General features: G+C 57.3%; 16 protein-coding genes and 1 pseudogene. 10 read left to right on the top strand and 7 right to left on the bottom strand.

The window, feature by feature from the left end:
- Window positions 1–99: 99 nt before the first annotated feature.
- From F6Y09_RS04990 to F6Y09_RS04980, 3 genes are all read left to right on the top strand, one after another.
- A complete protein-coding gene (locus F6Y09_RS04990; RefSeq protein WP_152205777.1) occupies window positions 100–1,149 on the top strand; it encodes an NAD(P)H-dependent flavin oxidoreductase in 1,050 nt (349 codons plus the stop codon).
- Between the two features lie 208 nt (window positions 1,150–1,357).
- Window positions 1,358–1,741, top strand: coding sequence for a 1-pyrroline-5-carboxylate dehydrogenase (locus tag F6Y09_RS04985; RefSeq protein ID WP_152205776.1), 384 nt, complete (start codon window positions 1,358–1,360; stop codon window positions 1,739–1,741).
- Window positions 1,742–1,838: 97 nt separating this feature from the next.
- Window positions 1,839–2,147 carry a hypothetical protein gene (locus tag F6Y09_RS04980; protein WP_152205775.1) on the top strand — a complete coding sequence of 103 codons (309 nt, stop codon included), beginning with the start codon at window positions 1,839–1,841 and terminating at the stop codon, window positions 2,145–2,147.
- Between the two features lie 26 nt (window positions 2,148–2,173).
- On the opposite strand, the gene F6Y09_RS04975 is transcribed toward F6Y09_RS04980, so the two are convergent.
- Window positions 2,174–5,128, bottom strand: a complete 2,955-nt coding sequence (locus tag F6Y09_RS04975) for a S8 family serine peptidase (protein ID WP_179959340.1) — start codon at window positions 5,126–5,128, stop codon at window positions 2,174–2,176.
- Window positions 5,129–5,724: 596 nt separating this feature from the next.
- Here F6Y09_RS04975 and F6Y09_RS04970 point away from each other — a divergent pair.
- Together F6Y09_RS04970 and F6Y09_RS20690 are read left to right on the top strand one after the other, a co-directional pair.
- A complete protein-coding gene (locus F6Y09_RS04970; RefSeq protein WP_152205773.1) occupies window positions 5,725–6,504 on the top strand; it encodes a substrate-binding periplasmic protein in 780 nt (259 codons plus the stop codon).
- A gap of 214 nt (window positions 6,505–6,718) precedes the next feature.
- Window positions 6,719–6,919, top strand: a complete 201-nt coding sequence (locus tag F6Y09_RS20690) for a GDCCVxC domain-containing (seleno)protein (RefSeq protein ID WP_343031066.1) — start codon at window positions 6,719–6,721, stop codon at window positions 6,917–6,919.
- Window positions 6,920–7,156: 237 nt separating this feature from the next.
- On the opposite strand, the gene F6Y09_RS20470 is transcribed toward F6Y09_RS20690, so the two are convergent.
- Window positions 7,157–7,303, bottom strand: a complete 147-nt coding sequence (locus F6Y09_RS20470) for a CcdB family protein (RefSeq protein ID WP_281347754.1) — start codon at window positions 7,301–7,303, stop codon at window positions 7,157–7,159.
- A gap of 159 nt (window positions 7,304–7,462) precedes the next feature.
- Here F6Y09_RS20470 and F6Y09_RS04960 point away from each other — a divergent pair, with 159 nt between their 5' ends.
- The 3 genes from F6Y09_RS04960 (at window position 7,463) to F6Y09_RS04950 (ending at window position 9,292) form a co-directional block, all read left to right on the top strand.
- On the top strand, window positions 7,463–7,885 hold the full coding sequence (locus F6Y09_RS04960) for an MAPEG family protein (RefSeq protein WP_152205772.1): 423 nt from the start codon (window positions 7,463–7,465) through the stop codon (window positions 7,883–7,885).
- 131 nt (window positions 7,886–8,016) lie between these two features.
- Window positions 8,017–8,367, top strand: a complete 351-nt coding sequence (locus tag F6Y09_RS04955) for a RidA family protein (protein WP_152205771.1) — start codon at window positions 8,017–8,019, stop codon at window positions 8,365–8,367.
- Window positions 8,368–8,443: 76 nt separating this feature from the next.
- Window positions 8,444–9,292 carry a sulfurtransferase gene (locus F6Y09_RS04950; protein WP_152205770.1) on the top strand — a complete coding sequence of 283 codons (849 nt, stop codon included), beginning with the start codon at window positions 8,444–8,446 and terminating at the stop codon, window positions 9,290–9,292.
- 37 nt (window positions 9,293–9,329) lie between these two features.
- Here F6Y09_RS04950 and F6Y09_RS04945 read toward each other — a convergent pair whose 3' ends face one another.
- Window positions 9,330–9,854 (bottom strand): cytochrome b, encoded by a 525-nt coding sequence (locus F6Y09_RS04945; protein WP_152205769.1) that lies wholly within the window; start codon window positions 9,852–9,854, stop codon window positions 9,330–9,332.
- Between the two features lie 63 nt (window positions 9,855–9,917).
- A complete protein-coding gene (locus tag F6Y09_RS04940; RefSeq protein ID WP_152205768.1) occupies window positions 9,918–10,271 on the bottom strand; it encodes a hypothetical protein in 354 nt (117 codons plus the stop codon).
- Between the two features lie 218 nt (window positions 10,272–10,489).
- Between F6Y09_RS04940 and F6Y09_RS04935 the strand changes: the two genes are divergently transcribed.
- Both F6Y09_RS04935 and F6Y09_RS04930 read left to right on the top strand, forming a co-directional pair.
- Window positions 10,490–11,215, top strand: coding sequence for a response regulator (locus F6Y09_RS04935; protein ID WP_152205767.1), 726 nt, complete (start codon window positions 10,490–10,492; stop codon window positions 11,213–11,215).
- Complete coding sequence (locus F6Y09_RS04930; RefSeq protein WP_152205766.1) at window positions 11,212–12,615, top strand: sensor histidine kinase; 1,404 nt, start codon at window positions 11,212–11,214, stop codon at window positions 12,613–12,615. The genes F6Y09_RS04935 and F6Y09_RS04930 overlap by 4 nt, the downstream gene beginning before the upstream one ends.
- A gap of 581 nt (window positions 12,616–13,196) precedes the next feature.
- Here the strand turns inward: F6Y09_RS04930 and F6Y09_RS04925 are convergent.
- The 3 genes and pseudogenes from F6Y09_RS04925 to F6Y09_RS04915 form a co-directional block, all read right to left on the bottom strand.
- Window positions 13,197–13,552, bottom strand: a pseudogene (locus F6Y09_RS04925) (transposase); the annotation flags it as partial.
- Between the two features lie 104 nt (window positions 13,553–13,656).
- Window positions 13,657–13,911, bottom strand: a complete 255-nt coding sequence (locus F6Y09_RS20465) for a DUF938 domain-containing protein (RefSeq protein WP_246180309.1) — start codon at window positions 13,909–13,911, stop codon at window positions 13,657–13,659.
- 30 nt (window positions 13,912–13,941) lie between these two features.
- Window positions 13,942–14,541, bottom strand: a complete 600-nt coding sequence (locus F6Y09_RS04915; RefSeq protein WP_152205765.1) for an NUDIX hydrolase — start codon at window positions 14,539–14,541, stop codon at window positions 13,942–13,944.
- Window positions 14,542–14,623 lie beyond the last annotated feature (82 nt).

The following is a 14,623-nucleotide window of genomic DNA, read 5'->3' as shown; positions in this document are numbered from 1 at the left end:
AGGTGGTCTACGGGACGCCAACTACACTGCGCTCCGTTGGCGCCCATTACTACTGGCGTTATCCCCCCATGTCTAATGTCTAACTGAAAAGGACGGCCAATGAGTATTCAGGATCTTCTAGGTATAGAGATTCCAATCATTCAAGCGCCTATGGCGGGAGTGCAGAGCAGTGCGCTCGCAATCGCAGTATCCAATGCTGGTGGGTTGGGTTCGCTCCCTTGCGGAATGTTAAGTGTTGAAGCTATTCGCAAGGAGATGGCGGCTATAAAGGCGCAGACCAAACGCCCCTTCAACGTTAATTTCTTTTGCCATACGAAGCCAGAGCCAAATAGTGAGCACGAAGCAGCTTGGAGGGCGACACTGTCACCTTATTACGAAGAGTATGGGATCGACCTAAGCACTATCGCTGGCGGAGCCGGGCGTTTGCCTTTTAGTCCAGAAGCCGCCGACGTTCTGGCTGAGTTTAGGCCTGCCGTTGTAAGTTTCCATTACGGCTTGCCCGAGCAAGGTTTGTTGGACCAAGTGCGGAAGTGGGGGGCTAAAATACTCTCTACCGCGACAACTGTGGAAGAAGCCCGTTGGTTGGAGGCGCACGGAGTCGACGCCATAATCGCACAAGGTTTAGAAGCTGGGGGCCATCGCGGGGTTTTCCTATTGGATGATCTGAACACCCAGATTGGAACGTTCGCTTTGCTCCCGCAAATCGTTCGGGCAGTTAATATTCCGGTTATCGCCGCAGGTGGCATCGCCGACGCAAACGGCGTTTCTGCTGCTCTGTCGTTAGGTGCTGCTGGAGTGCAAATAGGCACGGCTTATTTGCTGTGCCCAGAAGCCACTACGAGTGCAGTTCACCGAGCTGCCATTAAGAGCGACTCGGCGATATTTACTGCCCTTACTAATTTGTTCTCTGGGCGACCGGCTCGGGGCATTGCGAACCGTCTGATGAAGGAACTCGGGCCTATGAGCCCCGTGGCTCCGGCTTTTCCACTGGCATCTGCTGCTCTGGCACCACTGCGTGCGGAAGCAGAGCGCTTGGGGTCGGGAGATTTTTCGCCGTTATGGGCAGGACAAAATGTAAGTGGCTGCAAGGAAATTCCGGCAGCGGATCTAACCTTGGAGTTGGCTAAGGGAGCTAACGGGGCACACTAACCAGTTACTCTAGACAGCCCCAACACCCTGAATGGAAAATTTGCCGTTGAGAAGTGCTATGTTCACATAGGCAGTACAGCTCTCGTTCACAAAATTTCAAATGGGTTGTCTAAGCATATAGCGGTGGCCAAAACAGTGATAACAAACCGCGTAAGGCGGACGTGTGAGGCGCGCCGCTTCGTTTTCGCGTTATGCATAGGATATGAGTTTGATCAAAAAGCTGTTCACAGAGAAGCTCTACGTGAAGATCTCGAGAAACCGTTTTGAGATCATTAAGGTCTCAGGTGATCTTGCTGTTGAGGTCGTTTCACCACCAGAACCCTTCAGCACATCTCGACTTCTGATAGGGGAGTTCCGATTAGCTGAGCGCCATTTGTCCAACGGCATAAAGAAAGTTCTGCCAAAGCAATTTCTGAAGAAGAGCCCAGAAATATTGATGCATCCCCTTGAGATGATCGAGGGCGGCTTGTCTGAGGTAGAAGAAAAGATCCTACGGGAAATAGCCCTTGGTACTGGTGCCCATAAAGTAGAGATCTGGCTTGGGGAAGAGCTAACACCCCAAGAAGCGGTCAAAAAACTGGAAAATGCATAATAAGGCCATGAAGTCTTTTCCGGGCCTTTGGCGCTCCACCGGACGCCCTTATCAGGGCGCCGCATATGGCTGGCGTTAATCCTTTGGGGACTCTCGCATGAGATTGTGGATTCTTCTGGCAGCTCTTGTTCTCACAGGGTGTGACAACACTACGTTTTCAGCCTCTTCCAACTTTTCGCTCTTTGAAACCTCGGCAGGTGTTGTCTATTTACTCAACCAGAGTACTGGGGAACTGAAAGTAATTTCTCCGAAGCAGGCTGTCATCAATGCTGGAGAAGTTTTTAGAGATGATGAAGGTCAGTTCTTCAAATACCTGGGGAACGGGGAGGTCGAGAAAGTCGAGGAAATTGAGTCGCTTGTCCAGAAAGAAGGCCAGCGCCCCGGGAATTGGTCCCCGGGGCGCTAGTTGTTCGACGAATCGGTCGTCCTCGATTACGGCCCATCGACCCGGACGATGGTAGGCGCAGGCAGGCCCGGTATGCCGCTATAACCGATGCTGCCGAGGTACCTGGTTTCCGGAGCCAGGTTACTGAAGGCCAGGTCGATTGTGGCCGTCTCGCCGACGGTCGCCGACGCCGGAGCTGTCACGGTCATGTTGCCCTCGCCGTCACTGCCAAGCACCCATGTGTACAGCTTGAGCGGTGACGAACCGCTCGGCACACCCCAGCCATGGACATAAACCGTGTAGGTGCCCGGTATCGGGTTGCTGGCGTTGATGATCTCATCGGAGTTGCCGTTGGCACTTCCCCCGACGAAGTTGCCGTTAGGGCCATAGAGATACAGGTCCAGGTCACTGCCGGGCTCGACGTCGGCGTCGAACAGTCGGAAGCGGGCATAGGTCGTTCCACCCGGAACCTCTACTTCCACCGCGATGGTACCGGCAGAGTCGCCCGCATTGAAGGTCTGATCCGGATCCTGCATGACCGTGTCTTCCATCACGGCGGCGGGCACGAGACCGCGCGGCGTAGCGCTAAACATGCCCGTGTAGCCGAACGACACGCTGAAGCTGCCGCTCACCTCTGTTGGAACACCCAGCGCCACCGGCCGCACGACGATCGGGACGCGCACCGCCGTCGTGCCATCGGACCACGCCAGCTGACCACCAAGGTGGGCATTGAACGTGGCGCCCGCGTTGGTGAGCGTGACGCTGAACGCCTTCGTCTCCCCGGCGCCAATGTCCAGGGTGGATGGACTGACCGAAACAGTCATGTCCGTCAGCCCGCTCGCGCTGGCAGTGAATGTCGCGGGTTTGCCGCTGACGTTCGTCACCCGGCGCGTGACGGTCTGGGATCCCGCCATGCTCCCGATTGCAATCGACGCAACGTTGAAGTCGCTCGGATCGATCGGCATCACGCCAGTGCAGCCGCCCCCCGGCTGCACGCCGCAGATGAAACTCAGCCAGTCGGCGAAGTTGGAGTCGAAGACCAGGCCCGGGTCGATGGCGTGGTTCGGCCGCACATGGCCCGCGCCCTGGCGGAAGATCACCTGTGGATTGGTGTTTAGGCCGTCGAGAACGTCACCGGCGCTGGTCATCAGCGCCGACTTGATGGCCATCGGCGACCAGTCCGGTTGCAGTTCCTTGAACAGCGCCGCAAGGCCGGCCACGTGCGGGCTGGACATCGAGGTGCCGCTGTACAGGTCGAACAACTTGCCGCCGTTGTTCGGCGGTGCGACACCGGCCAGGATGTCGACCCCTGGCGCGATGACGTCCGGTTTCAGCAGGTCGCCGCTGGCTTGCAGAGGGCCTCGAGACGAAAAGTTCGCGGTGAACGGAGCCGGCGCCGTGTTGGTGATCAACGCCTGGTTGATCGTCGCCGTCGCACCCGCCGTGGCCGCATAGGCCTTGATCGCCGGGCCGCTGACGTTATCGACATGCACAGAAGGCACCAAGTGCAAATCGGCAGTCAGGGAGGAACCCACTGGGTTGTACAGCACCATGCCGGCGCCGCCCGCCTGCTGGACTGCCAGGCTCTTTGAGGTTAGCGCGATATTGCCGCGTCTGCACAGGACAATTGTGTCCGCGACCTGCGACGGGTCGAGCGTGCCGGGATAGCACAGTTCTGCTTCGGCCGGGTTCGCACCTGCCAGGCCCGCATTCGCCGCATCCACGAGGGTTTTCGGGCCAACGGCCGCGGCGACCGAGGCGCCGCTGTAGCTGATGCCATTGCCCAGCGTCGCGGACCCTGTCGCCTCGCGGTCGTGGGTGCCGGCAGCGACCGTGGTGATCCACGGGCTGGGGTGGGCGACGGTTGAGGAAAACGGACCGCTGTTGCCTGCCGAGGCGGCGACGAACACGCCGGCATCGGCAGCAAACAGGAACGCGATCTGGACCGGGTCGCGGAAGTTGGTGCGCGAGCCGCTGATCGAGTAGTTGATGACGTCGACGCCATCGGCTACCGCCTGGTCGATCGCCGCCAGCAGGTCGACGCTCGCGCAGCTGCCGGCGGTGCCGGGCACCGACCAGCAGGCCTTGTAGGACGCGATGCGCGCGCGCGGCGCAATGCCACTGATGCGGCCGACCCCCGCGCCCGGTCCAGTCACGACCACGTCGGCGTTGCCGCCCGCCGTGGTGGCGGTGTGCGTACCGTGGCCATTGTGGTCGCGCGGCGAGTTGAACTCGAAGGGCAGGTTGGCATCGATGCCGGCGTTGCCGCCGAAGCCTTCGTTAAAAAAGCGCGCACTGATCAACTTCTGGTTGCACAGCGAGGCGTTGAAGTCCTCGCCCGGGACGCACTTGCCGTTCCAGCCCGGAATCTGCAGGTACGACAGCATGCCGTTCTTGCTGGCATTGCCGTCGTTGCCGGTGCGGTCGTAGAAGCTTGGGTGCTCGGGCCATATGCCGCTGTCGACGATGCCGATAATGACGTCCTCGCCCTTGGCCGTCATGTTCCAGAAACCGTCGGCGCCGCTCAGGCCGAGGAACGCAGGCGTTGTAGCCGTGACGAGTTCGCGGAACTCGTCTTTCGACACCGCGATCACACCAGGGATCTGCGCCAGCTTGGTGGCTTGAGCCGGCGTCATCTCGGCGGCGAAGCCGCTGAAGACGTAGCCATAGCTGTAGAGCTTCTTCGCTCCACCTACTTGCGCCAGCACATCATCGTGCCGTGACTCGAGATAGCTCTTGTAATTGGCGACCTGTCGGCTGTTTATATCGATCTTTTGCCCATTCCGGGGCTTGGTTGCCTCGTAACCGCTAATGCCGCCCGTGTAGGCGCTGACCGGCATGTCAGCCATCTGGACAATGTAGGCCGAGTTGGTGAACCTGCTCTTGCCAAGAGCCTTGCCCTGAGCCCCCTGGCTTGATGCCATACTAACGTTGATAGACGCCAGCACCACAATAACGGCTATCGCGACCTGCGAAACGAAACTTCGGTTGGACATGAGCATGGTACCTTCCTCGGGTGAAATAAGGTTACCGCGATTGTAAATCCGACCCGTTCGCATCGTCAGCGGGCGAATCGCTAATGAATATTAGTTATAAAGTCAAACAACACAAACTAAAAATGTCGACTCCGACACACTTTCTCTGCCGGAATCGACCGTTCAACGGCCGCTGGGTTTACTGAAATCGCATTTGCCCCGGTCCACTGGCCACATAATAAAAGAATGCAGTCGGACGCAGCTAAAGCCGCGCTGGATTTCGGACAATGGACCCAGAAGATGCTTAACAATCGGCGGCACTGCGACCGTTTTTTCGACGCTTCGCGGCTTTAAACCGGCGCGTGAGCCGGGCGTTAGGCGCTATGGGAGCAGAGGGAGTCCAAATCATTCGTTATTTGAATGGTCAACTTCTGTGCCTTTTGTTCATGCGGAACAATAGCCTGTACACCACTTCAGCAAGGGGCAGGGCCTTGTGCCTACGTGGGTGGAAATAAGCTGCTATCCTGATCAAAAGGACCCGACAGAGCGGCTAACTGGACGCTGAGCTTCCAGGCGCTGGCCCAGTCAAGGAAGTCAAATGTTCGAAAAAAGATGAAGAAAAGATGAGTACAATGAGATGGTCTGTTCTGTTCGTTGTTGGGGTGAGCGCCTGTCTTTGCCCGACCATTACCTGGGCTGAGACCATTCGCTTTGCGACGATTGATTATTGCCCTTTCACCTGCGATCCCTCAAAAGAGATGGGCAAGGAAGGGTTTATGACGGACGTCGTCAGAGAGGCGTTTGAAGAGGCCGGCTATACGCTTGTGATCGATATTCTCCCCTACGCGCGGGCCGTGAATTCGGTGCAGGCCGGCAAACATGACGGAATTATTGTGGTTGGCAGAGACTATGCGCCCGATCTGGTTTATCCGGACGAGCCAACAGTCGTTCAACGCGTGGCGTTTCTGGTGAACTCAGGAACAACGTGGAGATATACGGGAGTCGAGTCTTTATCCCGGGTCACCGTCGCCATTGTCAAAGGCTTCCATTATGTGGATCCCGATCTGATCGCTTATCTTGCAAAAGAGCAGAGAAATGAAAAGCGGGTGCATGTCATCCATGGAGAGAGCACGACCAGACGAGGGTTGCTGATGCTCCAGGCTTATCGCGTTAACACGTTTCTCGAAGGCGAATACTCTGCGTTGTATCAGCTTGAAAAGATGGGAATCAGGGAAAGGATCACAATAGCAGGCTATACAACTGAGGCGTTTGAAGACTATACCGGATTCAGCCCCCTCAATCCGGCTGCTGACCGGCATGCTGAAATACTGTCCGATAAGCTTACTGAATTGAAGAAATCCGGGAGACTGGATGGCATTCTTCGTCGTTATGGCCTGTTATAGCGGTTCTACCCCGTTGCAGTCGTCACTTCTGACCTATGATTTGGCCTTATGTTGTGGTCATCCAGTTCGTCGATAACCCAGCGGGCCAACGACTCGCAAGTCCACATTGATGGCATTCAGGGGGAGTCCACATCATTCGTTAAAGGCCTGCTCAGCTTCTCTGCTGAGCCAGGTTCAGTGTGGACGGAGCTGAATTCATACCTTGCGGGAGGGCATGGATATGGTCGATGTAGTCTTGGAATCAACTCTTAAATGTCCAAACTGTGGTTACCAGAAAGCGGAAACCATGCCTACCGACTCATGCCTGTATTTCTATGAGTGCGAGTCTTGCCATGTTGTGCTAAAGCCCCAGCAGTACACGGCCGATGGCCGCCGGACGCCCTTTAAGAGGAATTTGAGGCCCTGGCCAATTTAGTTGGCGAGTCACCAAAAGCCTGGCAAGTCGAGTTGCCGCCAGATATTCGTAGAGCACCCCTTCACAGATTTCCGCTATCTATTGTTTACAGAGAAAAGCCTGATGGTTTTCAAGTTCTGGCTGTTGCCCATGACAGGCGACGTCCGCAGTACTGGCTGGGCAGGCTTTAATAATTGGCTGCACAGCGACCCGCTTTTTGCCGCTTCGCAGCTCCAAACCGGCAGCTGAGCCCGGGCGTTAAATGCCGGTGACAGCAAGGCCCAGAGCTCCGACAATCTGGTCTCTGAAATGCGATAGGGAACCCACCGGGTTTTTGAGATGCTTTTCTGGCACGGAGGAAATTTGCGGGGTTAGCAGTAAAAGCTCTTGGTCGCCAAAGCTGATTTCTGGCGTACGGGAAAACCGGGACGGATCTATTTTTCGTTCACGGAAACAGCCAAGAAATAGGTCTGTCCCGCTTTTTTTCTATTCCCGGCTTGGCGGCCGTCCACCGGACGGCTTTTAGCCGCCGTTTATTTCAGCGTTAGGGAATAAGGAAACACCATGGATCAGGCAGAATATTGGTACGCGTTAGCTTCAGTGCTTCTGTTTTTCAAGATGTTCGCGATCTCCGCATATCAGGGATTCCATCGAATCGGGAAGCTCACATTCAAAATCCCTGAGGATGCAGCTTTCGTCGGGCGTGAGCCCGCCAAAGAGGAGTTACCTCAAGTTCAAAGAGCTGCCCGAGCCTGGCTAAACGATCTTGAAAATATTCCTATTTTTCTCGCGCTGGGAGTTGCTTACATCTGGGTTGAGGCTACTTCGGGGATGGCCCCTTGGCTGTTCATGGTTTTCACGGCAGCACGTTATCTGCATACATTGTTTTATCTTGGCGGGATCCAGCCGTGGCGTACGGTGGCATATGCAGTTGGTGTGGTGTGCATGTTTATCATGAGTTTCCAGATTCTCTATGCACTTCCCTAACAAGGTGGTCAACGGGACGCCTACGTCACTGCGCTCCGTTGGCGCCCATTACCACTGGCGTAATAAGAGGCTTTATCCACGCCCCAGTTACTGGTTATATAGTCACTACTTTCCCCAATCAGGCCGTCACCATGACCATTGAGCGTATTTCCACGAACAGCCGAATGAGCAAGATCGTAAAGCACAATGGCACCGCTTACCTGTGCGGCCAGGTTGCCAAGGACAGGAACGGCGACATTCGTACCCAGGTAACCGGGATGCTGGAAAAGGTGGACGAGTTGCTGGAAGTTGCCGGTTCCGGCCGAGACAAAATCCTGTCGGCAACGATCTACCTGGCTGACATGGCGGATTTTCAGGCCCTGAACGAGGTCTGGGATAACTGGGTGCCTGAAGGTACGGCGCCGGCCAGGGCCTGCGTGCAGGCTCAGATGGCGTCTCCGGAGTTGCTGGTGGAAATTACGGTGATTGCCGCGACCTCCTGAGGATAATCGGGCAGATCTGGCGTTCCGGCGCGCTTCAAAACCAGACTCCAATTTTCATTTTTGACAGGAGCACACCATGGCGTCCCCGCTCGTAACCACTGACTGGCTGCAGGAAAACCTCGATAACGAGCGGTTGGCTCTGATCGACGCGAGTATGGCCACCGTTATTGGTAAGGAGCCGATCGTATACGATCACCCGGTGTGGATACCGGGTAGCTACCAGATTGATCTTGAGGGAACCCTTTGCGATACGGGATCTTCCCAGCTCCATGCCTTCCCTACGGAGGAACAGTTCACGCAGGAAGTTCGCAGACTGGGCATTATGCCCAACAGCCTGGTGGTGCTCTACGACAACCAGGGAATCTATTCGGCTCCCCGGGCCTGGTGGATTCTGCGGTCGATGGGTCTTCAGCAGGTTTTCGTGCTGGATGGTGGCCTGCCACAGTGGTTAGCGGAAGGCCGCGATACCGTGTCGGCGCCGGTTAGAGAAGCGGTTTCCTCCGGCAGCGTGGTGGGCAACCTTGGTCCCAGCCGGGTTCGGGATTCCGCCTACGTTTTACAGCATCTGGAAGACGAGCAAGTAGCCGTTATCGATGCGCGATCCCGGGCGCGGTTCCTGGCACAGGCGCCGGAGCCCCGCCCGGGTGTGCGTGGTGGCCATATCCCCAACTCCCTCAACCTTCCGTTTACCGAGGTGCTGGAAGGTTACCGTTTTAAACCGGCCAGTGAACTGGCGGAAACGTTTAAAAACCTTGCTCCGAACCTTCATCCCGGCAACGGACACCAACTGGTCTTTTCCTGTGGTTCCGGAGTCACCGCCTGCATCATTCTGCTGGCGGCCAAGGTGGCGGGGTATGACCAGTTGTCGTTGTACGACGGTTCCTGGGCGGACTGGGGCAGCGACGAATCGCTGCCGGTGGCCTAGGCGCGAGGGCGGGCTTTTATCCAGCGAATATGGTCTATCAGGCCATGCGTTTCATGATTCGGTCTCCCAGCATGTACTGGTGCGCCAGGGCAGCCGCCACGTGTATGCCGATCATGAGCCAAAGCACGTTCGCCAGTACCTCATGTACATCTTCTCCGCTGTCTTCCAGCCACTCCACTTCCGGGCCGTAGCCAAAGACTGTCCAGCCGAAAAAGGTGACGGGATCGCCTTCGCCAAGAGACGTGGCGAGGCCTGAAAGCGGCATCAGGATCATCAGGGCATAAAGCGCGAGGTGCCCCAGTTTCGCCATGGTGGCCCAGTGCGCGGGTGGTGACAGACGCGAGCGGTTCAGCCATCGCCACAGGCCACGAAAGATCACCAGCCCGAAGATAGTCAGGCCCAGACTCTGGTGCCAGGCCATAAGAGAGGCTTCGGAGAGGGTGTGTTCCAAAGCCTCAAACCAGACTTCACTGGCGAGCATTACTAGCAGCAGAACCGCCATTATCCAGTGCACGGCCCGGGAAACGGCACCATAACGGTTGTCAGCGTCCATCAATGTCATCGGGATTCTCCTTGATCAAAGGGTGGCGGGGGCCCTGAAGTGCCCCGCGCTGGCTGGTGGCAATCAGTCCCGGCGTCCGCCGCGAACCGAGGCACCGTACTGGTTGAACTCCTGCTCCCGGATCAGATTCTGCTCGGCATCCCGAAGCTGTACCCGGTAGGTGCCATCGGACGTTTCCTCAACGGACACATCCACGCCCGGGCCGAAGCGTTTAAGCGCCTGACCATGGGCCATGATGCGCATTTCGTCGGCGCTGTACTGCTTGAGATCTGACCCCATGGATTTACCGTGGTGGCGATTCTCGTAACGATCATCACAGTCGCCTCTCCTGTAGTCGTCATCGGCAGACACCAGCAGTGGCGTGGCGCTGAGCAGCGCGGCGACGGAGAGGGCAGCAATGGTGGTGGTTTTCTTCATGGTCGAACTCCCTGGTTGGTAAAACCCATGACGGAATGTCATCGTTGGTCGGGAGTTATTGCACCAAGGAAACGTCGCAGAATTGTCTCTGTGATACGCCGACTTTGTCGCAACTTGTCGCAAGGCCTAGAATTGCGACGGTTTTTGACAAGATCGCGCCCAAGCGGGAAGTCGACTCCCCTATAATCAGGGCAGACGGTAATTCAACGGAGTAACGAGTGAGCGACTCTCCCGCAATCCTGGTGGTTGATGACCATCGAGACATTCGCGATCTGGTCGGTCGCTATCTTCAGGAGCATGGCCTGCGCGTGCTGCTGGCGGATGGGGGCGATGCCATGAAGCGCCAACTGAAACAGCATTCCGTCGACCTGGTTGTACTGGACATCATGATGCCTGGCGATGATGGCCTCACACTTTGCCGTTACCTTCGTGAGCACACCGAGTTGCCGGTGATTCTGCTGACCGCCATGAGCGAGGAAACCGATCGCATTGTCGGTCTGGAAATGGGGGCCGACGATTACCTCACCAAGCCGTTTAACCCCCGGGAACTGCTGGCTCGCATCAAGGCGGTTCTGCGCCGGACCACGGCGCTGCCACCCCAGCGCAGCCCTATGGCGGGGCAGTGCCTGACGTTCGAAGGCTGGAAGCTGGACGTCGACCGCCATCAACTGGTTGATCCGGAAGGTGTCGAAGTTTCACTGAGTACCGCTGAATACAAACTTTTGCTCGCCTTCCTGGAGCACGCCGGTCGCGTGTTATCCCGGGATCAGCTGATGGACCTGACCCTCGGCAGAGAGGCCGATGCCTTCGACCGGAGCATTGATAACCATGTCAGCCGCCTGCGTCGCAAGATCGATCCGGATGCCCGTAGCCCCCGGCTGATCAAGACCATCTGGGGTGGGGGCTACCAGTGGATTGCTGCGGTCGAAGGGGCTGAACAATGAGACTGTGGCCCCGGCGCGCCGGCGGGCAGCTGGCGCTGTTGCTGATTCTGGTGCTGCTGGTGGCCCAGATTATCACCATCGTTATCCTTGCTGGCGAGCGCCAGGGTGCCCTGCGCAGTGCCAGCCTGGAGCACGTCCTCCAGCGGGTGGCCGATGGCTACACCCTGGCCGATACCACAGACCCGGATCGGCAGGAGCGTATCCTGCGGGCACTCTCAAGCCCAACTCTGCGGCTGTCCATCGATCCTGCGCCATATCTGCCCGAGGATCGGGCCTCCGGCATGACGCGCCGGCTGGCCGACGAACTGGGTCTGCCAGTGGACCAGGTGCGAACGGCCATGGAGGCTGACGAAGACGACTGCCTGCCCGATCGCGATGACCATAGGGACCGTGAACGACACGATGATGAGCATCACGAGTATGAGGAACACCGTGACGATGACGACCATCGCGATGAACGTCACGAATGCCAACCGGTACTGGGGGTTTCCCTGGCCTTGTCTTCCGGCCAATGGTTCAACGCCCGTGCCCGGCCACCAGCGCCCTCCTGGTTGTGGCTGAAGGCCACGCTCACCAGCGTTGGCATTACCGCTGTGCTGCTCACGCTGACCTTGTTGCTGGCGGTCCGTCGAATCCTTCGGCCAATGAATGAGTTGAGCAGGGCGGCGCATGCATTCGGGCGGGGTGAAAAAGTCCGGATTCCTGAAAAGGGACCGGAGGACGTCCGTGAGGTAACCCGGGCCTTTAACCAGATGCAGGATCAGGTTGGCCGGGCCCAGGAGGACCGGGCAAGACTGCTAGCGGCCCTGGCCCATGACCTCAGAACCCCCATCACCTCCATGCGGCTGCGGGTGGAAATGCTGCCGGAAGGCGAGGACAGGGACCGACTTCTTGATTCCCTCAGAGAGATGCAGCATCTTGCCGAAGCCACCCTCGATTTCATCCGGGGCAGCACCACCGAACAGCACCGCCGTTATGATCTGGCCACCCTTCTGGACAGTCTTTGCAGCGATCTTCAGGAAATGGGCCTGGCGGTCCACTGCGAAGACAGTCCGAGATGTGTGGTCCAGGGGCAGCCCGAAGCCGTCAAACGTGCCCTGCGTAATCTGATTGAGAACGCGGTAAATTATGGCGAGCAGGCGGAGGTTACACTGGAAACGACGGACTCGGAGGCGGTTGTCACCATCGTCGACCAGGGGCCGGGTATTCCTGAAGCCGAGCTAGAACGGGTTTTCGAACCATTCTACCGGCTGGAACACTCACGCAGTCGGGAAACCGGCGGCGCAGGCCTGGGCCTGGCCATCGCCCGCACCCTGATTCGGGGTATGGGCGGTGACATCCGTCTAGGGGCGGGTCCGAATGGGCAAGGCCTCCGGGTGTCAGTCACTCTGCCTATGTGATTAAAGCCTGCGCCTTTAACAAAAATTACGTGATTTTGGGGTCATGCTATGTCGTCGGATGCAGATGATTCAAAGGTAGCTCAGGCAGCGTCCCCTCATCAGTGGGTCAGGCTGGTGGTGTTGTATCTTTCAATACCACTTGTCCTCCTGGTATGCGGAGGGGAATTTGGTTGGTGGCAGGGGTGGGGCTATTCTCTACTGATATTTGTGGTCGGCCTCGATGGCCACATTTGGGCGGAAAGGCGGCATCCGGGGTTGATGGCCGAACGCCAAAATATGGAGAAGGCCCAAAGCGCAAAAGCCTGGGACAAAGTACTTGCGCCGTTGATGGCCCTGAGCGTGAGTTTCCCGCTGGTTATTGTCGCCGGGCTATCGCGACTATGCGCGACGTGTGCACTATCGGTTGATTCCAGGGATTTACTGACATTATCTTCCAGGAAGAAATACACACTGCATGGCAGGTTTGTTTTGCCAACTACCAGCCTACTCCCGAAGACAGACTATGGGAGGCTGGCTACATGATCTTCAGATCTATTTTTCGTTCACGGAAACAGCCAAGAAATAGGTCTGTCCCGCTTTTTTACTGTGCCACCGCTATCGCCATGAATCTCTCTGATGCGTGACAGCAAACGCTGATTCGCCTGATACCTCAGGACGACTCCTTTGCGAAGAACACTGCCGCTTCGCGCAAAAAATCACGCTCCTTTTTCACGCGGGCCAACTCTCGCTTGAGACGGGCAACCTCCTCGTCTCTGGGGGAACCAGAATCTTTGAAGGCCTTGTCTGTCTCCTCATCCGCTTCTCTGCGCCAACGAGACAATAGGTTGGGATTAATTCCAACCTCCAGGGCGATCTGGCGACAACTCACACCGGGCTGCCGGGCTAAAGCGATGGCTTCGCGTTTGAATTCTGGGCTATATTTTCTGCGTCTGGACATGAACAACCCTTTGGCACAGTGTGCCTTTTTTTAGGAATGTCCGGCCGCGGATGTTATCGGCAACGACGGTCAGCATGGACATTACACTCGCCTGAATACCCTCTTCAGAGGCGATTCGGTTTGCGATATGTGCTGGTATGGTTGTGCGAAGTCTGGAAAGCAGCGAACGTGAAAAAATGGGCTGAACGAGTCAACAGGCCAACAGGCCAGTGGGCAGTCCCTGCGTCCAGTTCCATCATGGGCAGGATTGTCCCCACCTCCAATACCTTGCCCGGTGCCTTAAAGAGCTCACGCAGTTTCTCGAGGATCGGGGCTTTGTTGTTCTCACAAGCTTGAGAAAAGGGCAGGTTGGTAGTCATCGAGTCATACCCTCCTTTCCCTGAACGTTATCACAAACCGGTGCTGGTTCGGCGCTGCAGATCTGAATCCAGAGCCAGCAACTCCTGCAAAATGCTGTAGCTCAACCCCCAGATACAGTAGCCCTGATACCGGCAACAGGGCAGGTTGAGGGTGCCCAGCGGTGTGCGAAAGGGCAGTGTGCTCTGGTTTTCATCGGCAGCCAGGTAGTCGCGGGGAATCCAGACCGTTTGCTCCACTTCGTGATTCAGTGTTTCCGGCTCTGTGCCTGTCCACTCGTAAACGTAGGGCGTGACCACCATCGGTCGCCAGCGGCTGTGGTGGCGAGTGAGGAGGTCCGACAACCGGGCCTGGAAGACGCCATGGCGGCTGAGGTCGATGCCGGTTTCCTCCCGGGTTTCCCGCTCGGCGGCGGCCCTGGGTGTCGCATCGCTGTGGTGGATTCGCCCGCCAGGGAAGGCCATATCCCCGGACCAGGGGTCGCCGTCTCGCCGTGCGCGCTGGATAAACAGGAGTTCAATGCCACCGTCGTCACTCTTTCGATAGATCAAGGCGACGGCAGCGCGGGTCAGCCGGCGTCGGAAGGGTAGTTCTTTGGGGCGCAGGCGTTGCACCCAGCGGGGAGTTGGCAAGTGTGTGGATCCTGTTCCGTTTGACTCCGGCACAGTATTTCAGACTTGAGTGAAAACCGGGATAGATTCAAAGAACGCTGAG

The sequence above is a fragment of the Marinobacter changyiensis genome, assembly GCF_009193265.1.
Classification (GTDB): domain Bacteria; phylum Pseudomonadota; class Gammaproteobacteria; order Pseudomonadales; family Oleiphilaceae; genus Marinobacter; species Marinobacter changyiensis.
Note: the sequence above shows the minus strand (reverse complement) of the source record. Positions and strands in the feature narration are given on the sequence as shown.